The following is a 20,081-nucleotide window of genomic DNA, read 5'->3' as shown; positions in this document are numbered from 1 at the left end:
GGGTCAGGCCTTCTGCACGGAGGTGATCGCGGCCGTTGTCGAGTCGGTGTTCACCGGCACCGCCGGCGGCATCTGCTGGATCGCATGCACCGATTGGCCGGTGCCGCGCGTATCCTCTTGCAAGATCCGGTCCCTCATCACGAAACGTCCACGCACGATAGTATGGACAGGCAATGCCGAGGCCTTCCGGCCATGCCATGGCGAGATTTTTGCTGTTGACTGGATCATGGCGTCGTCCACGGTCCATTCGCGCTTGAGATCGACGATGGCGATATCGGCGTCTGACCCCACCGTCAGCGTGCCCTTGCGTGGATACAGGCCCCAGATTTTAGCGGGGCTCTCGGCGCTCCAGCGCACGTAGTCGTTGATGGTGGCGCGGCCCTTGTTAATCTCGGTCAGCATCAGCGGCATCTGGGTCTCGACGCCGGGAAAGCCGCAGTCGACCGTCCAGATGTCCGGCCGGGTCTTCTCGTCCGGTGCATGTGGCGCATGGTCGGTGGCGATCATGTCGATCGTGCCATCCATCAGCGCGTTCCACAGCGGCTGCTGGTTGGGCTTCTCGCGCACCGGCGGATTGACGCGCACGACGCCGCCGAATTTTTCGTAATCTATCTCCGACAGCAGCAGATATTGCGGGCAGGTCTCGCCGGTAATATCGACGCCCCGCGCTTTGGCTTCGGCCAGCGGACGCAATTCGGCAGCCGATGAGATGTGCAGCACATGAATGCGCGCACCGGTCCATTCGGCGAGCGTCGCCGCCCGCTCGACGGCTTCGATCGCGACCACGGCGGGGCGAGCGGCGAGATGCGCGATCGGTTCGATGCGTCCGCTGGCACGCAGCCGTGCTTCGCGGCGCTCCATGATGGAATTGGTCTCGGCATGCAGCGAAATGCGCTTGCCGGTTGGGGCCACCACTTCGAAGGCTTCGAGCATCGCGCCGGTGGTCGGCGAGGGGATGCGGCCGAAAGTATTGCCCATATAGAGCTTGAAGCCTATCACACCGCCATCGATCAGCGCGTCGACATGTTCGATGCTGTCTTCGCCCAGCACCGCATAGAGCCCGTAGTCGACATAGGCCTTGGCAGAAGCGATCTTGTGTTTGTCGGCCAGTGCTTCCGCATTGTTGATGGTCGGCAGCGTGTTGGGCATGTCGAACACGGTGGTGACGCCGCCAAAGGCCGCCGCGGCAGTGCCGGTGGCAAAGTCTTCCTTCTGCGGATAGCCGGGATCGCGGAAATGCACGTGCACGTCGATGGCGCCGGGCAGAACATGAAGGCCCGTGGCGTCGAGTATCTGCGTCGCCGGTGGCATCGCCTCCGGCGCGCCAATAGCGTGGATCACGCCGTCCTTGATGGCGATGCTGGCTTTGTAGCTTGCATCGGGCGATACGATGGTGCCGCCATTGATGACCAGATCGACCTTGTCGCCCATGTTAGCCCCCTCGCTCACAGCATTGCCCAACCGCCATCGACCGGCAGGTCGACGCCGGTAATCTGGCGCGAGACGTCGCTGGCCAGAAACAAACAGGCATTGGCGACGTCGGCATCGACGGTGACGCGGCGCAGCGCGTAGTCCATGGCGTGGCGCTCGGCGGCTTCCTGTTCGGTGATGCCAAGCTTCAGCGCCATGTCGCGGCAGACCTTGTCGCGAAAGCGCGGGCCATCGACCATGCCAGGCGCCACGCAATTGACGTTGACGTTATGCGGGCCGACCTCGAGCGCGAAGCTCTTGGTGATGCCGCGCAGACCCCATTTCGAGGCCGAGTAGGCCATCCGGCCGGCGCGGCCGCGCATGCCGAAGGTGCCGCCAACGTTGACGATCTTGCCGTAGCGCTGATCGATCATGGTCGGCAACGCCGCGCGCATGGAATGGAAGCAACCGTTCATATTGAGCGTGACGATCTCGTCGAATTCCTCCGGCGTGGTCTGCACCCCCGTTTTGCCGATCGGGCCGGAGCCGCCGGCGACATTGACAAGAATGTCGATGCGCCCGCCGAACGCCGCCTTGGTCTTCTCCGCCGCGGCCTCGCATTGCTCGGACTTCGTGAGATCGCAGGGGATGACGATCACCTCGCCGCCCTTGGCTTTCACCTCGGCGGCAACCGGCTCGATCGCCGAGGTATCGCGGCCCAGCAGCGCCAGCTTGCAGCCTTGTTCGGCAAAGGCGTGGGTGATGGAGGCGCCCATACCCTTGGCGGGGCCTGTGATCATGACGACGCGATTTTCGAGGGAGAGTTTCATGATGTTATCTTTCTTGGGTCGTTTGCTTTGGCCCCTCCACGTCATTGCGAGCGAAGCGACGCGGCAATCCAGAAACCACGAGCGGAGGAAGACCGGATTGTTTAGCCTCGCTCGCAATGATGGATCAGAGGCGATGATGCTGAGGGGCCGGTTCGTCGTTACATCGCGGCCTTGATGGCCGTTGGGCGATCGGCCAGCGGCGGCATGAAGCGGCGGTCGAATACGTCGCCGACCTTCGGCGTGCGCGGCAGTTCCTTGGCGCTGACGAGGATATCGATCGCCTTGCTCATACGTTCGTCGCTGATGTCGCCATGGCCGATCCTTGAAATTTCCGGCGAAGTCATTTCGTCGGACAGCGTGGCTTCCAGGCGCGCGCGCTCAATCTCCGGCTTGATCAGTGGTTCGCGCTTCTGCACGGCCTCGATGGCGGCCTTCGGATCGGCCATCGCATCCTTGACCCCGCGGTTGAGCGCCTTAAGGAAGCTCTTCACGGCGTCGGGGTTTTCCTTGGCAAACTTGCGAGAGACAATGATGGCATTGGAATACAGATCCATGCCGTAGTCACCGAACTTGATGAAGCGAATCTCCTTTTCAGGATCGATGCCGATCAGCCTGGCGCTGAATCGGATGGTGGTGATGTAGCCGAACACGCCATCAACCTGATCCTTCATCAGCATCTGTTCGCGCAGGTTCGGCTGCATGTTGGTAACCTCGACCTTGGTGCAGTCGATCTTGGTCGCCGCGCAGAGCGCCGGGAATAGCTTCAGCGCGCCGTCATTGGCCGCGCCGCCGAGCTTTCGGCCAACGAAATCGGCCGGGGTCTTGATCGGGCTGTCCGCTTTCACCGCCACCGTGAAGGGCGGGCGGTTGTACATCTGGTAGACGCCGATCGGCGCTTCGTCTGGCTTCCTGGCGGCAAGTTCGATCAGCGCATTGATATCGCCGAACCCCATGTCATAGGCGCCGTTGGCGACCTGCGGCACCGCCGCGCCGGAGCCGTTACCTTGGTCGAAGGTGACGTCGAGGCCTTCCGCTTTGAAGTAGCCGCGATCCTGCGCCAGAAAGAACATGCCCTGCGGACCTTCATACTTCCAGTTCAGGACCATCTTGATCTTGGTGTCGGCCTGCGCGGCGACAAACGATCCGGCCGTCACGATCAGTGTCAGGGCAAGCGTCTGCAATCCACGAAATGCATGGCGTCCGGTCATCGGTGTGTTCCTGTTGAGAAGAGTGACACGATCGGCCGGTGGGGTGTTTCTGCCTGTGGCCGCCCTCAGGAGCAAAGTTAAACCTATCCGAGTGAACTTATCTGCTGCTATCTTTTTGCTTAAGTGGTGCAAAAAAGGCTTCACTCGGAATCGTCCAGATAATGCGTTGTTCGGGCCGGCGCTTGCAGAGCCGCGAGGCGTGCGTCAGCAGCATCCGCAAAAGCTCGCGGCAATCACGCCATCGAGCGCGGCGAGGGCCCCAGCCAGATTCTGGCCAGAGGGCATGCGGGCGCGCATCTGCGCCAGAACCTCCTGCCGCGCGGCTGTGAAGTCGATCCCGGTGACATGTCCGTCGCGCACGATCGTGTGGCCGGCGACGATCACCTCCCGGATATGGCGCGCGGTTGCCCGCGAGAACAGGAGATTGATCGGGTCGAGATCGCTGCGCAGCGCGTCGTCGTTGAGGGCGTTCCAGTCCAGCAGAAGCATGTCCGCATCGGCGCGGTCGCGCAGGCCGCCGTCGCTGGCGATATTGGTGACGGCGAAGCGGCCGTTGCTTACGCTCTCATGCAGCGCCCGGTGGCGGGTCACGACTTGATCAAAACCGCTGCCGGCATGAAGCAGATGTGACAATCGGAGCTCGCGCAGTGCATCGTTGTCGTCGTCGAATGCTTTGCTGTCGATGCCAAGGGCGACCCGGCATCCGGCGGTCCACATCCGGGTCATGGGGGCCAGGCCGGAATGCAGATGCAGGTTGGAGCTGGTATTGACCGAAATGACGACGCCCCGTTCGGCCAGGAGTTCGAGTTCATCGGGCCGGGCCCAGACGCAATGTGCCAGCGTCAGCCGCGGGGACAGCAGACCGATCTCGTCCAGCATGCGGACTATGCCGCCGGGATAATTGGCGTCGCACCACTGGCGTTGATACTTGGTCTCGAGCAAATGCATGTGGACGCGGCGGCCGGTGCGTGCCGAGGCTTCGGCGGTCGCCTGCAACAGCGCGTCGCTGCACCACTGCACGCCATTGGGACCATATTGCACATCGAATTTCGGGCCATCGGCGGCGGAGACAATCTCGTCCACTAGCATCATGTAATCGCGTGGCGACAGCGGCGGACGCGTGAAGCGCTGCGCGATCTCCGTTCTAACGTCCGGCGGCAGCGCTGCCAGCACGGGTTCCGAGGGACCGTAGACCAAAGGATTGCGATCTCTCATTGCCACGGCGAGGCCGGCGCGCACGCCGACATCGCGTGCCGCGCGCGATACCTCGGCCAGTTCGGTCGGCAGATCAGTGAAGCCCTGCACGCGGGTGTAATGGTTCATGACGATACCGGCGCCGCCCAGCGCGCTGCTAGCGAACGCGACGCAGGCCGCTACATAGGGATCGACCGCAGGAAACAATGCGAGATAGTGGATCCAGGACTCCAGCGGCTTGGCGTCGGCGCCGATGGAGCTGGTGCGGACCGCGCGGCCGTGGTCGTGGGCATTGACCAAGGCCGGCAGCGCCACGATCGGCTCTGCTGCTTCAGTTGTCCGCGCGATCGACTGGATCTTGCCGTCCTGCAGCGCTATCACCTGCGCGCCGGGCATCGGCCCATCCGGGCCAAGCACATGAGCGCAGGTGATGCGACGCTGTGTGTCGGTGGGGCGAGTCGTTGTCATTACGGCGCGATGGTCGGGGGCATCCGGTCGGACTTGGCCGGCAGGAACGTATTGTTGAACACCTCGTCGGGCTTCGGTGTGCGCGGCAGTTCGAACGAGGTAACGATGGTGGAGATCGCCGAACCCAAGCGCTTCTGATCGAGCTCGCCAAGGCCCAGATCCCCGACCTCTGGCGTGTTGATGAAGTTGTTGTAGACGTAGGTCAGGCGCCGCTTCTCGATATCCTTCTTGATCAGCGGTTCCTCGGTCGCGAGCAGGTCGATGGCGGCGTCCGGTGCCTGGACGGTTTCCTTGATCGAACGGTTAATGGCGCGCAGCAGACCTTTCACCGCCTCCGGATGTTCCTTCAGCAGCTTCTGCGACACCATTACGCCGTTGGAATAGAGGTCGAGGCCGGCGTCAGAATAAAAGTTCCAGCGGAAGTCTTTGTCGGGATCGACCTTGAGTGACACCAGGTTGAGATAGCTGGTGGCCGCGAACACCGCGATCGAATCCACCTGGCCCTGCAGCAGCATTTGTTCCTGCAAGGCCGGCGAAACCTGCAGAATGCTGATCTTGCTGTAATCGATGCCGTTCTGCTTGGCGAGCAGCGGCAGTAGTTTCAGCGACGCGCTGCCGGAAGGCGATGCAAGCTTGGATCCCTCGAGATTCTTGAGAGTTTTGATCGGTCCATCCGCCTTGCTGAGCAGCGCGAACGGCGTCTTGTTATAGATCATGTAGACCATCACCGGTGCATCGTCCGGCTTGGTGGCGGCGTTCTGAATGATGGCGTTGATATCGCCGAAGCCGGCATCATAAGCGCCCGACATGATCCGCGTGACGGTAGCCGCCGAGCCTTCGCCCTGATCGATCGTCACGTCGAGATTTTCATCTTTGAAGTACCCTTTGGCCTTCGCCCAGTAGTACCACGCATGCAGACCCTGGATTTTCCAGTCGAGGGTAAACTTGATCTTGGTTGGCCCGGCAGCCTGGGCGAGAGTGAGTGTTCCTGCGGCTACGCCCAAGGCTAATACAAGCGTCAGTAATCCACGAAGTGCCCGGCGTTCGGTCATCGATGCTTTCCTGTTGCGAAACGTGACGTGATTGGTCGGTGGGCGACGTCGCTCTCGCGACTATCTTCCTGTGTGAATCAGGATAGACCTATTCGAGTGGTCACATCTGCTGCTATCTTTTCCAGTGACCGGTGTAAAAAAGGCATCACTTGAAAGGCGAGGGTAATGAGGCATCTGCGGTTGCTGACCCATGTGGTCGAAGTGGCCCGCACCGGCTCGATCCGCCGCGCCGCGGAACTGCTCAACTTGACGCCTTCCGCGATGAACCGGCGCATCCAGGATCTCGAAGCCGAAATAGGCACGCCTTTGTTCGAGCGCCGGCCACGGGGCGTGAAGCTGACCACTGCCGGCGAGATGTTCGTGCGCTACGCGCGCAGCCAGATTGCCGATGCCGAGCGGATGAGATCGCAGGTCGAGGATCTCAGAGGTCTTCGGCGCGGTCCGATTCAGATCGCCTGCAGCCAGGCGCTGGCGCTGGATTTTCTGGCGCTCCGCGTCGCTGCGTTCCAGAAGAAGCATCCGAAGGTGGTCTTCGACCTCAAGGTGATGGATCACGAGCGCGCGCTGGCCGCGCTGGCGGCTTACGACGTCGATCTCGCTCTGGTGCATCGTCCGGCGATGTTGCCGTCACTGCGCGTCATCGCCAGCCTTCCCCAGCGTCTTGTTGTGATCACCCGCTCGGATCATCCGCTGGCAGCCAAGAAGATGCTGCGCCTCTCCGATTGTGTCGATTATCCTGCAGCCCTGCCGGATCGGACTTTGAGCGGCCGCCAGATTCTCGATGAGGTCACGACCCGGCGCGATCTGCGCCTCAACATGCTCGCGGAATCAAACTCCTTCGAGATGCTGCGCGGGCTGGTGTTCCGCTGCAACATGATCTCGTTCCAGATCGAGATCGGGGCCCCCACCGGGAACCTCGGCATGGGGCTGGTCGGCCGCCCGATCGATACCCGCGATGTGCCCACCGCCGATCTGGTGCTGTGCCAGCTGCGCGGTCGCACGCTACCGGTAGCTGCAGCGACTTTCGCGGAAATCTTGATGAAGAGCCTGAGCGAGATGCGGGGAGGCACTTAGCTCTTTTGCGGTGCAAAATATCCTTCCGTACCGGGCCCGGATGCCTTATTGGCAGGCCTCAATCCCTGTCCCGTGAGCCCGTAGTTCCCATGATCCGCCTCGACAATATCAGCAAGCAGAACGGTCATCAGATCGTCTTCATCGAAGCCGCCGGCGCTCTGCTGAAGGGCGAGAAGATCGGCCTAGTCGGCCCCAACGGCTCCGGCAAGACGACCCTGTTCCGCATGGTTACCGGCCGCGAGCTGCCTGACGAGGGGCAAGTGGTGGTCGAGCGCGGTGTCACCATCGGCTATTTCAGCCAGGATGTCGGCGAAATGGCGGGTCACAGCGCCGTCGCTGAGGTGATGGAGGGCGCCGGCCCGGTGAGCGTGGTCGCGACCGAGCTGAAGGAGCTGGAAACGGCGATGGCCGATCCGGACCAGGCCGACAATATGGACACGATCATCGAGCGTTACGGTGAAGTGCAGGCGCGATTCGAGGAACTCGATGGTTACGCGCTGGAAGGCCGGGCGCGCGAAGTGCTCGCCGGTCTCTCTTTCACCCAGGAGATGATGGAAGGCGACGTCGGCAAACTGTCCGGTGGCTGGAAGATGCGGGTCGCGCTGGCGCGCATTCTGTTGATGCGTCCCGACGTGATGCTGCTCGACGAACCGTCGAACCATCTCGATCTCGAAAGCCTGATCTGGCTTGAGGGCTTCCTTAAGGGTTACGAGGGCGCGCTGCTCATGACCTCGCATGACCGCGAATTCATGAACCGCATCGTCACCAAGATCATGGAGATCGATTCCGGATCACTGACCTCTTACTCGGGCGACTACGAATTCTACGAAGCGCAGCGCGCCATGAACGAGAAGCAGCAGCAGGCGCAGTTCGAGCGCCAGCAGGCGATGCTGTCGAAGGAAATCAAGTTCATCGAGCGCTTCAAGGCCCGCGCCTCGCACGCCGCGCAGGTGCAGAGTCGCGTCAAGAAGCTCGACAAGATCGAGCGCGTCGAGCCGCCGAAGCGCCGCGAGGTCGTGTCATTCGACTTCCTGCCGGCGCCGCGTTCGGGCGAAGACGTCGTCAGCCTGAAGAACATTCACAAGGCCTATGGCAGCCGTACCATCTATGAAGGGCTGGACTTCTCGGTGCGTCGTAAAGAACGCTGGGCGGTGATGGGTATCAACGGCGCCGGCAAGTCGACACTGTTGAAGCTCGTGACCGGCGCGGCCGAGCCGGACAACGGCAACGTCACCATCGGCGGCAGCGTCAAGCTCGGTTACTTCGCGCAGCACGCGATGGATCTGCTGGATGGCGAGCGCACGATCTTCCAGAATCTCGAAGACTCATTCCCGCAGGCCGGGCAGGGTACGCTGCGTGCGCTCGCCGGCTGCTTCGGCTTCTCCGGTGACGATGTCGAGAAGCGCTGCCGCGTGTTGTCAGGCGGCGAGAAGGCGCGTCTGGTGATGGCCAAGATGCTGTTCGATCCGCCGAATTTCCTGGTGCTCGACGAGCCGACCAACCATCTGGACATGGCCACCAAGGAAATGCTGATCAAGGCGCTCGGCGATTACGAAGGCACCATGCTGTTCGTGTCGCATGACCGCCACTTCCTCGCGGCGCTGTCGAACCGCGTGCTCGAACTGACCCCGGACGGCATCCAGCAATATGGCGGCGGCTATACTGAATATGTCGAACGTACCGGCCAGGAAGCGCCGGGTTTGCATCCGAATTAAGCGCGCCTGTTTCCTTCGCCCCGCCCGGCGAAGCGAAGCTTCGCTAGGCGGGAGAGGTTAAGCAAGTTCAGCCCGTCAGCGCGGACACCGAGACGCCGCGCTTCACCACGCTGCGCATCGCGAAGCTTGAATGCAGCCGCGCCACGCCGGGCATCCGCGAGAGGTGCTGCTTGTGGATGCGCTCATAGTCTTCCATGTCGCGCGCCTGCACATGGACGAGATAGTCGTCATTGCCCGACATCAGGTAGCACGACACGACATCCGGGCATTTGGCGATCTCGCGCTCGAAGGCGGACAGCGCATCCTCGCTCTGCTTGTCGAGCGTGATGTGGACGTGCACCGTCATCATGTAGCCGAGCTCGGATGCGTCGATCTCGGCGGCATAGCCCTTGATCACGCCCTTCTTTTCCAGGGCCGTGAGACGCCGGGTACAGGCGGTGGGTGACAGGCCGACTTTCTCTGCCAGTGCCATCTGGCTGATCCGGGCATCCCGGACAACCTCGCGAAGGATCTTCCGGTCGGTCGAATCGAGGTCGCTTGCCATGGTTCTCGCCAAAGTTTTGCAGGATTTCTCTACAAGTACGTAAATTTACGCCGATAATCACCATTCATGACCGTAGCAGCGGCCGGAATCGCCGTAAAGCGCCATGCGGAAGGTGAGATACTGCCGTTGCGATCATTCGTGGCGGGGGATGTGATGCTGGCACCTTGGACAGGCGGAACGGGCACGCGGCATGCGAGCGCGGTGCTGACCATCGATCTCGAAGCCATCTCACGCAATTACCGGCTATTGGCCGAGCGGGTCGGCCCCGGCGTCACCTGCGCCGGCGTAGTGAAGGCCGACGCCTATGGCCTCGGCGCTGATCGTGTCGCGCCGGCACTCTATCGGGCCGGCTGCCGCACCTTCTTCGTGGCGCATCTCGACGAAGGGCTGGATCTCCAGACCCATCTGGCCCGCGACGTTACGATCTACGTGCTCAACGGTCTGCCCTCGGGCAGCGAGCGTGACTGCGCGGAAGCCGGCATCATTCCGGTGCTCAATTCGCGCGAACAGCTTGAGGCCTGGTCCGATCAGGCGCGGCAACGCGGCCGGATTCTGCCCGCGGTCGTTCAGGTCGACAGCGGCATGTCGCGGTTGGGCATGTCGCCGCGCGAAGTCGCGGATCTCGACGACAAAGATGCCTCGGTTCTCGATATCCAGGTGGTGATGAGTCATCTCGCTTGCGCCGATACGCCGGAGCATCCGGCTAATGCGCATCAGCTGACGGCGTTTCAGATGCTGGCGAAGCGCTTCCCCGCCGCGCGAAAATCTCTCGCCAATTCATCGGGCATTTTTCTCGGCCGCACTTACCATCACGATCTCGTCCGCCCCGGCGCAGCGCTTTACGGCCTCAACCCGAATCCCGCGCAATGCAATCCGATGTTGCCGGTGGTGCGACTTACCGCGCAGGTGATCCAGACCCGCGAGATCGAAGCCGATGCCCATGTCGGCTATGGCTGGACTTTCCGTGCGACGCAGCCGACGCGACTGGCGACACTGGCCATTGGGTACGCCGACGGTTTGCACCGCGCCTTCTGCAATGGCGGCGCTGTTTATTTTCGCGGGCGGCGGCTGGCCGTTGCCGGGCGCGTCTCGATGGACTCGCTGACTATCGATCTCGGCGACTTGCCGCCTGGTATGTTGGCACGGGGATCGCAGGTGGAAATCATCGGCGGGCATCAGTCACTCGACGCGCTGGCCGCAACCGCGGGCACCATTGGCTATGAAATGCTGACCTCGTTGGGTCAGCGCTATGAGAGAATTTACTCGGATGAGATCGATGTGCGGTGGACCGCCCGGTCTGGAGGCTCGGTACGATGAAGGTTCTGGTTCTCGGCGCGGGCGTGATCGGCGTTACCACGTCCTATTATCTGGCCAAGGCAGGCCATGAGGTGACGGTGATCGACCGTCAGCCCGGTCCGGCGCTGGAAACCTCGTTCGGCAATGCGGGCGAAGTCTCGCCCGGTTACGCATCGCCCTGGGCTAGCCCCGGCGTGCCGAAGAAAGCGCTCGGCTGGATCATGGACAAATACGGCCCGCTGGTGGTGCGGCCGCAGGCCGATCCGCACCAGTGGCGCTGGATGCTGCAGATGCTGCGCAACTGCACGAGCGCACGCTACGCGCTGAACAAGTCACGCATGGTGGGCATCGCCGAATACAGCCGCGACCAGCTGCGCGCACTGCGCGCCGAGACCGGCATCACCTATGACGATCGCAGCCAGGGCACACTCCAACTGTTTCGCAAGCAGTCGCAGCTCGATGCAACCGGCGGCGATATCGATGTGCTCAAGCAGTATGGCGTGCCTTACGAGGTGCTCGATCGCGCCGGCTGCGTGAAATACGAACCGGGCCTCGCCGGTGTACAGGATCTGTTCGTTGGCGGCTTGCGTCTGCCTGAGGACGAAACGGGCGATTGTCATCTGTTCACGCAGCGGTTGGAGAAAATCTCGGCCGGGCTCGGCGTAAAGTTTGTTTATGAGACGACCATCAAGTCGGTGGATGTGACTGGCGGCCGTGTCGCACAGGTGACGACCGACAAGGGGGCATTCACCGCGGATAGTTACGTGATGGCGCTCGGCAGTTTCTCGCCGCTGTTGCTGCGCCCGCTTGGCATCGATGCGCCGGTGTATCCGGTGAAGGGCTATTCGCTCACCGTGCCGATCACCGATGAGAGCGTTGCGCCACAATCGACCATCATGGACGAAAGCTACAAAGTGGCAATCACGCGCCTTGGTGACCGCATCCGCGTCGGCGGCACCGCCGAAGTCGGCAATTATCATCCGGTGCCGACCGCGCCGCGCCGCATGCCGCTCGATAAATCGGTGACCGACCTGTTTCCGAAAGCCGGCGATCTCTCGCGCTCGACCTTCTGGAGCGGGTTGCGACCGATGACGCCGGATGGCCCGCCTATCGTCGGCCCCACGCATCTAGGCAATCTGCATCTCAATACGGGCCATGGTACGCTCGGCTGGACCATGGCTTGCGGCACCGCCCGCGTGCTTTCCGACCAGGTCTCCGGCAAGGCGCCGGAGCTGGACGTCAAGGATCTGGCGATCAGCCGCTATAATTGAAGCAGGTTCTCAGTCTGTCGTCCTCGCGAAAGCGGGGAGCCGTAGCCACGATCTGCGTGGTTGAAGCGGCAGAGCCGCCACGGCGGCGCTCCACTTATAGCTCAAGCCTGTATGGGTCCCCGCCTTCGCGGGGGCGACGCCGAATTTGTCGCACCTTTCGCATTGCGACGCTTCTAGCCGCATGCGTGCCATGCTCCGGGCCGCGCCCATTTACTTCCCCGCCATTTCCGTTTTCAGTTGCTGAAAACAATTGGGGGAAACATGAGCGATCAAACTGCGGCGTCCGATGTGATCGACGCCGACTACATCATCGTTGGTGCCGGCTCGGCCGGTTGCGTGCTCGCCAATCGCCTGTCGGCCTCCGGCAAATATTCGGTGCTGTTGCTGGAAGCCGGTCCAAAAGACCGCAATATCTGGATCCACATTCCGCTCGGCTATGGCAAGCTGTTCAAGGAAAAGACCGTCAACTGGATGTACCAGACCGAGCCCGAACCGGGTCTCGATGGACGCTCGGTGTTTCAGCCGCGCGGAAAAGTGCTCGGCGGCTCAAGCTCTATCAACGGACTGTTGTATGTGCGCGGTCAGCATGAAGATTACGATCGCTGGCGCCAGCTCGGCAATACTGGCTGGGGCTATGACGATGTGCTGCCCTATTTCAAGAAGGCGGAAAATCAGACGCGCGGGCCTAGCGATTATCACGGCGTCGGCGGCCCGCTGCCGGTGTCGGATTCGCGCTGCCCCGACCCGCTGTCGGAAGCTTTCATCGCTGCAGCTACCGAAACGGGCATTCCGGTGAACAACGACTTCAACGGCGCGACGCAGGAAGGGGCTGGCTGGTTCCAGACCACGACAAAGGGCGGCCGCCGCGCCTCGACTGCGCGGGCCTATCTGCGCCCGGCGCTGAAGCAGGGCAATGTTCGTGTCGAGACCGAAGCGCTGGCACAGCGCATCCTGTTCGAAGGCAAGCGTGCCGTCGGCATCGAGTTCAAGCAGCATGGCGTGGTGCGCAAGGCGCGCGCGCGCAAGGAGGTGCTGATTTCGAGCGGCGCCTATAACTCGCCGCAGCTGCTACAGCTCTCCGGTGTCGGTCCCGCCGATCTGCTCAAGGAGCATGGCATCGATGTGCTGCTAGATGCGCCGGGCGTCGGCAGTGATCTGCAGGATCACATGCAGGTTCGCATGGTCATGGAATGCCCGCAGAAGATCACGCTTAATGACTTCGTCAATCATCCCGTTCGCCGGGCGATGATGGGTCTGCAATACGCCGCGTTCCGCACGGGACCGCTGACCTATGCCGCCGGCACCACCGGCGCCTTCTTCAAGACCGATCCGCGCATGGCGTCGCCGGATATCCAGATCCACTTCCTGCCGTTCTCCACCGACAAGATGGGCGAGAAGCTGCATCCATTCTCAGGCTTCTCGGCTTCGGTCTGTCAGCTCCGGCCAGAAAGCCGCGGTTCGCTGCGCATCAAGAGCGCCGATCCCTCCGTGCCGCCGGCAATTCGCATCAACTATCTCGCGACCCAGACCGATCGCACCGCGAATGTCGAAGGCCTAAAAATCCTGCGCAAGATGCTCAACGCGCCGGCGATGAAGCCGTTCGTGACCAAGGAGGTCGAGCCCGGCCCCGGCACTGTGACCGACGAGCAATGGCTCGCTTATTGTCGCCAGCGCGGCAGCACCGTCTATCACCCGACCTCGACCTGCCGGATGGGCAACGATGCGAAGGCCGTTGTGGATCAGCGGCTGCGCGTGCGCGGGCTCGAAGGTCTGCGCGTAATCGATGCATCGATCATGCCGGATTTGATGTCGGGCAACACCAACGCGCCGGTGATCATGATCGCCGAAAAGGCGTCGGACATGATCCTAGAGGATGCGCGGTAGCGGGGAGAGGAATCACCCCGCCTTCTTCACCCACACCTTGTTGTCGTGAAACGCGGCCCCACCGTAAGGTGCCACGGCTTCGCCGCCGGTCAGCATGTTGATGCCGCGGCCGCCGATATGCGCCTTGTTGGGGTGCACCGATTCCGCAATCAACACACCGCGCCGCAGGCCGTCGAAGAAGCGCGCGGTCAGTGTCGTCTCGCCGCGCGTGTTACCGAGCGTGACGGCGTCGCCATCGGTGATTCCCAGCCGGGCGGCATCGACCGGATGCATCATCACGCTTGGTACGCCTTCGCGGGCCTGCGATGATGGTGTTTCGTTGAATGAGGTGTTGAGGAACGAGCGCGACGGGCTGGTCGCGAGCCGGAACGGATGCGCCTCATCGACCTGTTCGATTACCGCCCAGTGGTCGGGGAATGACGGCATCTCATCCCATGCGCCCATCAGCCCGGCATTGGGTATCGGCACTTTCGACCAGTCCGCCTTGAAATGGAATTTGCCGTCGGCATGGGCGAAGCCGTCAAGATAATGTGAGGTGCGGAAATCCGGCTGGATATCGCGCCATTTGTCGGCTTCCAGCCCTTCGATGCCGCCGCGGCCGCTGACTTGCAGCGTCTCGTCGATGATCTCGCGCGGATGCATGTCAAAAGCGCGGTGTTTCGCGCCGAGGCGGGTGGCGATGCCCTGCAGAACGTCGTGGTTCGAGCGGCATTCTTCCGGCGCGTCGATCAGCTTGGCGCCGACCGAGATGTGCTGGTTGCCGCCGGCATAATAGAGATCGTCATGCTCCATGAACATGGTCGCCGGCAGCACAATATCGGCCATCATGGCGGTCTCGGTCATGAACTGCTCGTGCACCGCGACGAACAGGTCTTCGCGGGCAAAACCCTGCCGTACCAAAGCCTGTTCCGGCGCCACCGTCATCGGATTGGTGTTCTGAATCAGCATCGCCTTCACCGGCGGGCCGTTATGCAAGGCCTCGGCATCGCCGGTGAGGATACGGCCGATCTTGGACTGATCGAGACGTCGGACCGAGGGGTCGAGCGTGTCGAGACCTTCGATCAGCGTTTTGTCGAATTTCCAGATCGCGGCATTGTTGAAGAAAGCGCCGCCGCCTTCATATTGCCAGGCGCCGGTAACGGTGGGTACGCACAGCGCTGCATGCATCTGCGACGCTCCGTTGCGACTGCGGGTGAAGCCATAGCCGAGGCGGAAATAGCTGCGTTTGTTTTCGCCGACGAGATGCGCGAAGGCTTCGATCTCCGCCGCCGGCACGCCTGATATCTCGGACGCCCATTCCGGCGTCCGGGTTGCCAGATGCGCCTCGAATTCCGGTGAAGCATCGGTGTATTTGGCCAGATAGTCGCGATCAGCCAGGTTGTCGCGAAACAGCACATGCATCACGCCTGCGGCGAAGGCGCCGTCGGTACCGGGGCGCAGCAGGATCTTGATGTCGGCCTGCTTCATGGTGTCGTTGTCGTAGATGTCGACGACGGCAAGCTTGGTGCCGCGTTCCTTGCGGGCGCGGGACACGTGGGTCATCACATTGACCTGCGTCGATACCGGATTGGTGCCCCAGATCACGATCAGGTCCGACTTCGCCATCTCGCGCGGATCGACGCCGGCGACCTTGCCGGTGCCGGCGGCAAAGCCGGCCCAGGCGATGGTCGAGCAGATCGTCGAATAGAAACGCGAATATTTCTTCACATTGGCAAGGCGATTGATGCCATCGCGCATCACCAGACCCATGGTGCCGGCATAGTAATAGGGAAACACCGACTCTGCGCCGAAGTCGCGCTCGGCCGCGTTGAACTTCGCTGCGATCTCGTCGAGCGCCTCGTCCCATGTAATGCGAGTGAAGCGCCCGGTGCCTTTCGGGCCGGTGCGGCGCATCGGATACATCAGCCGCTCGGGGTGATGGATGCGCTCGGCATAGCGCGCGACCTTCGCGCAGACCACGCCGGCGGTATAACTTTGCTCCTTGGAGCCGCGGACCCGGCCGATCGTGTTTCCGCCAATCACCTCGATATCGAGGGCGCAGGCGGAGGGGCAATCATGCGGGCAGGTGGAGTGCTTGATGTCGATCTTGGCTTGAACGTTCATGCAGCCAAGCTAGCCAAAAGTTTACTGGAGGAAAAGCCGTGGTTTTACGCATTCCCGCCCGACAACCGGGCAGGCCTCCAGTCCCTAGTCCTCTCGGCTATTTGCCCAGGGCGTCGCGTTGGGCGATCAGCCGGTCCAGTTCCTCATTCTGCTGAGCCAGCCGATCCGCGGTGCGCTCCTCGTTGCTCTCACCGGAAGCGGCGGCGGCCTGCTCGATCAACTGTCGGATATTGTCGCGAAGGATGGCGATGCGATCGTCGAGCTCGGCGGCTGAGAGGGTGGAATCCATGGGGCGATACTCCTGACCCGCTACGGGCCATACACAGCCTATAGCGCGCCAGAAGTGCTTTCTATTGAATAATCCGCAGCACTAACCTGCGCCAAACACCGGGTAGTCAGTATAGCCGGCCACATCGCCGCCGTAAAACGTCGCCCGGTTATAGGGTGTGAACGGCGCCTTCCGCTTGATACGCTCCGGCAGATCCGGATTGGCGATGAACGGGCGGCCGAAGGCGATGATATCGACATTGCCGGAAGCGACGGCCTCCTCGGCGGAGGTGCCGTCGAATCCTCCGGCGGTGACCAGCACGCCGCTCCACATCGGCCGGAACAGCTCATAGGCTTTAGGCACATTGTTATGAAACACTTCCGCGCGGCCGACGCCGCTGGCGCGCGGCTCGACGAAATGGAGGTAGGCGAGGCCGAGCTTGTCGAGCTCACGGACCACATAGCTGTAGAGCGGCATCGGATCGGCTTCGCCGGAGTCGTTCGAGACACCATAAGGCGACAGGCGGACGGCGACATGATCCGCGCTCCAGGCGCCGATGACCGCATAGGTCACTTCGAGCAGCAGGCGGGCGCGGTTCTCGATGGAGCCACCATATTGGTCGGTGCGCCGATTGCTGCGGGCCTGCAGAAATTGTTCGAGCAGATAGCCGTTGGCGCCGTGCACCTCGACGCCGTCGAAGCCGGCTTCCCGGGCATTGCGCGTGGCCTGTCGGTAGGCGTCGATGATGCCGGGAATCTCGCCGGTCTCCAGGGCGCGGGGCGTTTCGTAAGATACCGTCTCGCCTGAAGCCGTCCGCGTGGTAGCGTCGATCGCAATGGCTGACGGCGCGACCGGAAGCCCGCCGCCGGGCTGGAACGAGGAATGTGAGGCACGGCCGACATGCCACAGCTGCAGGAAGATAATGCCGCCTTTGGCATGCACGGCGTCGGTAACCTGACGCCAGCCGGCGATCTGCTCCTTCGTATAGATGCCCGGCGTGTTCGGGTTGCCTTGCCCTTCCTGCATGACCTGCGACGCCTCGGCGATGATCAATCCGCCGTCAGTCGCGCGCTGCGCGTAATATTCGGCATTGAGTGTCCATGCAGCGAGAGATGTCTTCTCGGCGCGCATGCGCGTCAGCGGCGCCATCGCGACGCGGTGACTCAATCGATACGGGCCGACTTGCAGCGGCTGGAACAGGGAAGAAGACGTCATCGGCGCTCCATTCAGAATATCAATCGGGCGATAGCGTTCGCGAGCGGTGTCGCGACATTCGTATCGTTCAATACAGCGTAGCCTCGGTCAATCAAAGTTGATGGCATCTATTCGCAGCAATGCAGCCTTTAATGCTACGAGACGGAATTAGGCCATATGGGCCGGAATGGTGAAGGACGGATCGCGATGGCGAAGAAACACGTTCAGGGCGTCGAAGACTATAAAGGTGCCGCCGCAGGTTGGGGTGCATTGAAAGCGGTAGCTGACGCGGTGCGCGGACAGATGGCGGTGGTCAACGAAACGCACGGCCTCCTGACGATGAACCAGCCGCACGGTTTCGATTGCCCGGGCTGCGCCTGGCCCGATCCAAAGCACACATCGTCGTTCGAGTTCTGCGAGAACGGTGCCAAGGCGGTGTCGTGGGAAGCAACGGCTAAGCGTACGACGCCAGAGTTCTTCGCCAAGCATACCGTGAGCGAACTCTGGGACTGGCGCGACCACGACCTCGAAAACGAGGGACGTCTCACCCATCCGATGGCCTATGACCGGGCTAGTGACAAGTATCTTCCAATCTCATGGGAAGATGCGATGGCGCGGATCGGTGCTGGCTTGCGCGCTTTGCCCGATCCGAACATGGCCGAGTTCTACACGTCGGGGCGCTGCTCTAACGAAGCAGCGTTCATGTATCAGTTGTTCGTGCGCGAATTCGGCACCAACAATTTCCCCGATTGCTCCAACATGTGTCACGAGGCCACCAGCGTCGGCCTTCCCGAATCCATTGGCGTCGGCAAGGGCACGGTGACGCTTGAGGATTTCGATCATGCGGACGCGGTGTTCTGTATCGGGCACAATCCCGGCACCAATCATCCGCGCATGCTGACCACGCTGCGCGAATGTGCCAAGCGCGGTGCTGCCATCGTCTCGATCAATCCGCTGCGTGAGCGCGGGCTGGAACGGTTTACCTCACCGCAGCACCCGGCAGAAATGTTGACGATGAGTTCAACGCAGATCTCATCGACCTATTACCAGGTCAAGGTCGGCGGCGACATTGCGGTGCTGAAGGGCATGATGAAGACCATCGTGGCGCTCGATGCCGCGAGCCTTGCCGAAGGCGGTCCCGGCGTGCTCGACCGAGCCTTCATCGCAGAACACACCGACGGCATCGAGGCGCTGCTCGCGGATCTCGACGCGACCTCATGGGAGGCGATCGAGAAATCGTCGGGCCTGCCGCGCGCCGATATCGAAAACCTCGGCAACATCTACGCCGGGGCCAAGAGCGTGATCATCAATTATGGCATGGGCATCACCCAGCATCGCCACGGCACCGGTAACGTGCAGCAGATCGCCAATCTTCTGATGCTGCGCGGAAACATCGGCCGTCCCGGTGCCGGAATCTCGCCGTTGCGCGGGCACTCGAACGTGCAGGGCGACCGCACCGTGGGGATCACTGAAGTACCCAACGCCGCACTGCTCGACGGTATCGAACGCACCTTCAACTTCAAGCCGCCGAGTGCGCATGGTCACGACGCCGTCGCGTCGGTGAAGGCGATCCGTGATGGACGTTCGAAGGCATTGGTCTGTCTTGGCGGCAATCTCGCGGTCGCGATGTCAGATCCCGAGGAGACCTATCCAGCGATGCGCAGCCTCGATCTTGTGGTGCATATCGCCACCAAGCTCAATCGCTCGCATCTTCTGATCGCGAAGGAGTCGATTATCCTGCCATGCCTTGGCCGCACCGAAATCGACGTGCAGGCGACGGGGCCGCAACTGGTGACGGTGGAAGATTCGATGTCGATGGTGCACGCCTCGCGTGGCGGCTTGAAGCCGGCGTCGGAGCACCTCAAGTCCGAAACAGCCATCGTCTCGGAGATGGCCATCGCGACTTTGCCGAGTACCAAGGTGAAGTGGCTGGACTACGTCGCCGACTACAGCAAGATCCGCGACGCCATCGAGTCGGTCTTTCCGGCCTTCGAGGATTACAATGCGCGGATCAAGAAGCCGGGTGGCTTCCGGCTGCGCAACACTGCCTCGGAGCGGGAATGGCTAACGCCGAGCAAGAAGGCGCAGTTCCTGGTCTTCTCCGGCCTCTATGAGGACGGCCCCGCCGAGACCGCGTTGACGCTGACAACGCTGCGCAGCCACGACCAGTACAACACCACGATCTACGGCATGAACGACCGCTATCGCGGCATCACCGGGCGGCGCGATGTGGTGTTCGTCAACGAGCAGGACCTCGCCCGCCGCGGGCTGAGCCACGGTGATCTGATCGACATCGTGCTGGACCGTCCGGACAGCGTGCCGCGCGCGTTGCGCCGGGTGACGGCGGTGGCTTACAACATCCCGCAAGGATCGGTGGCGGCCTATTATCCCGAGGCCAATGTGCTCGTGTCGCTCGACCAGCATGATGCGAAGTCGGGAACGCCGGCTTACAAATCGATCCCGATCCGGATCGAGGCATCTGCAGCTTAAGCTGCACCGCAGCATTGAGAGAGCATGACCGCCACGGCTTTCGTGGCGGTTGATGCGCGCCGTGTTTCCGCGTAGGCGAG

Annotated in this window: 15 protein-coding genes; 6 read left to right on the top strand and 9 right to left on the bottom strand. The window is 62.1% G+C overall.

What is annotated here, in order from left to right; translation table 11 throughout:
- Positions 1 to 3: 3 nt before the first annotated feature.
- The 5 genes from allB to CIW50_RS00675 form a co-directional block, all read right to left on the bottom strand.
- Complete coding sequence (allB, locus tag CIW50_RS00695; RefSeq protein ID WP_149529390.1) at positions 4 to 1,431, bottom strand: allantoinase AllB; 1,428 nt, start codon at positions 1,429 to 1,431, stop codon at positions 4 to 6.
- A 14-nt stretch (positions 1,432 to 1,445) separates the two neighbouring features.
- A complete protein-coding gene (locus tag CIW50_RS00690) occupies positions 1,446 to 2,240 on the bottom strand; it encodes an SDR family NAD(P)-dependent oxidoreductase (RefSeq protein ID WP_149529389.1) in 795 nt (264 codons plus the stop codon).
- 158 nt (positions 2,241 to 2,398) lie between these two features.
- On the bottom strand, positions 2,399 to 3,448 hold the full coding sequence (locus tag CIW50_RS00685) for an ABC transporter substrate-binding protein (protein WP_149529388.1): 1,050 nt from the start codon (positions 3,446 to 3,448) through the stop codon (positions 2,399 to 2,401).
- A gap of 204 nt (positions 3,449 to 3,652) precedes the next feature.
- On the bottom strand, positions 3,653 to 5,110 hold the full coding sequence (locus CIW50_RS00680) for an amidohydrolase family protein (protein ID WP_149529387.1): 1,458 nt from the start codon (positions 5,108 to 5,110) through the stop codon (positions 3,653 to 3,655).
- Entirely contained in the window at positions 5,110 to 6,162 is a 1,053-nt protein-coding gene (locus tag CIW50_RS00675) for an ABC transporter substrate-binding protein (RefSeq protein WP_149529386.1), read from the bottom strand. Before CIW50_RS00675 ends, CIW50_RS00680 begins: the two co-directional genes overlap by 1 nt.
- 165 nt (positions 6,163 to 6,327) lie before the next feature.
- Between CIW50_RS00675 and CIW50_RS00670 the strand changes: the two genes are divergently transcribed.
- Both CIW50_RS00670 and CIW50_RS00665 read left to right on the top strand, forming a co-directional pair.
- On the top strand, positions 6,328 to 7,236 hold the full coding sequence (locus CIW50_RS00670) for a LysR family transcriptional regulator (protein WP_149529385.1): 909 nt from the start codon (positions 6,328 to 6,330) through the stop codon (positions 7,234 to 7,236).
- Positions 7,237 to 7,325: 89 nt separating this feature from the next.
- Positions 7,326 to 8,951 carry an ABC-F family ATP-binding cassette domain-containing protein gene (locus CIW50_RS00665; protein WP_149529384.1) on the top strand — a complete coding sequence of 542 codons (1,626 nt, stop codon included), beginning with the start codon at positions 7,326 to 7,328 and terminating at the stop codon, positions 8,949 to 8,951.
- Between the two features lie 67 nt (positions 8,952 to 9,018).
- Here CIW50_RS00665 and CIW50_RS00660 read toward each other — a convergent pair whose 3' ends face one another.
- Positions 9,019 to 9,495: an Lrp/AsnC family transcriptional regulator gene (locus CIW50_RS00660; protein ID WP_068737711.1), complete on the bottom strand. Its 477-nt coding sequence runs from the start codon at positions 9,493 to 9,495 to the stop codon at positions 9,019 to 9,021.
- 66 nt (positions 9,496 to 9,561) lie between these two features.
- Here CIW50_RS00660 and alr point away from each other — a divergent pair, with 66 nt between their 5' ends.
- From alr to CIW50_RS00645, 3 genes are all read left to right on the top strand, one after another.
- Positions 9,562 to 10,812 carry an alanine racemase gene (gene alr / locus CIW50_RS00655; RefSeq protein WP_349636731.1) on the top strand — a complete coding sequence of 417 codons (1,251 nt, stop codon included), beginning with the start codon at positions 9,562 to 9,564 and terminating at the stop codon, positions 10,810 to 10,812.
- Positions 10,809 to 12,062, top strand: a complete 1,254-nt coding sequence (locus CIW50_RS00650) for a D-amino acid dehydrogenase (protein WP_149529383.1) — start codon at positions 10,809 to 10,811, stop codon at positions 12,060 to 12,062. Before alr ends, CIW50_RS00650 begins: the two co-directional genes overlap by 4 nt.
- A gap of 261 nt (positions 12,063 to 12,323) precedes the next feature.
- Entirely contained in the window at positions 12,324 to 13,946 is a 1,623-nt protein-coding gene (locus CIW50_RS00645; RefSeq protein WP_149529382.1) for a GMC family oxidoreductase, read from the top strand.
- A 12-nt stretch (positions 13,947 to 13,958) separates the two neighbouring features.
- On the opposite strand, the gene CIW50_RS00640 is transcribed toward CIW50_RS00645, so the two are convergent.
- The 3 genes from CIW50_RS00640 to CIW50_RS00630 all read right to left on the bottom strand — a co-directional run bounded on the left by CIW50_RS00640 (position 13,959) and on the right by CIW50_RS00630 (position 17,532).
- Positions 13,959 to 16,049 (bottom strand): molybdopterin-containing oxidoreductase family protein, encoded by a 2,091-nt coding sequence (locus CIW50_RS00640; RefSeq protein ID WP_149529381.1) that lies wholly within the window; start codon positions 16,047 to 16,049, stop codon positions 13,959 to 13,961.
- Between the two features lie 97 nt (positions 16,050 to 16,146).
- A complete protein-coding gene (locus CIW50_RS00635; RefSeq protein ID WP_149529380.1) occupies positions 16,147 to 16,338 on the bottom strand; it encodes a hypothetical protein in 192 nt (63 codons plus the stop codon).
- Between the two features lie 81 nt (positions 16,339 to 16,419).
- A complete protein-coding gene (locus CIW50_RS00630; RefSeq protein WP_149529379.1) occupies positions 16,420 to 17,532 on the bottom strand; it encodes an alkene reductase in 1,113 nt (370 codons plus the stop codon).
- A 186-nt stretch (positions 17,533 to 17,718) separates the two neighbouring features.
- Between CIW50_RS00630 and CIW50_RS00625 the strand changes: the two genes are divergently transcribed.
- A complete protein-coding gene (locus CIW50_RS00625; protein WP_149529378.1) occupies positions 17,719 to 20,001 on the top strand; it encodes an FdhF/YdeP family oxidoreductase in 2,283 nt (760 codons plus the stop codon).
- The last annotated feature ends 80 nt before the right edge of the window (positions 20,002 to 20,081 follow it).

Origin of the sequence: Tardiphaga sp. P9-11, assembly GCF_008329525.1 — a bacterium.
Lineage (GTDB): Bacteria > Pseudomonadota > Alphaproteobacteria > Rhizobiales > Xanthobacteraceae > Tardiphaga.
This window is presented reverse-complemented; position numbering and strand designations above follow the sequence as displayed.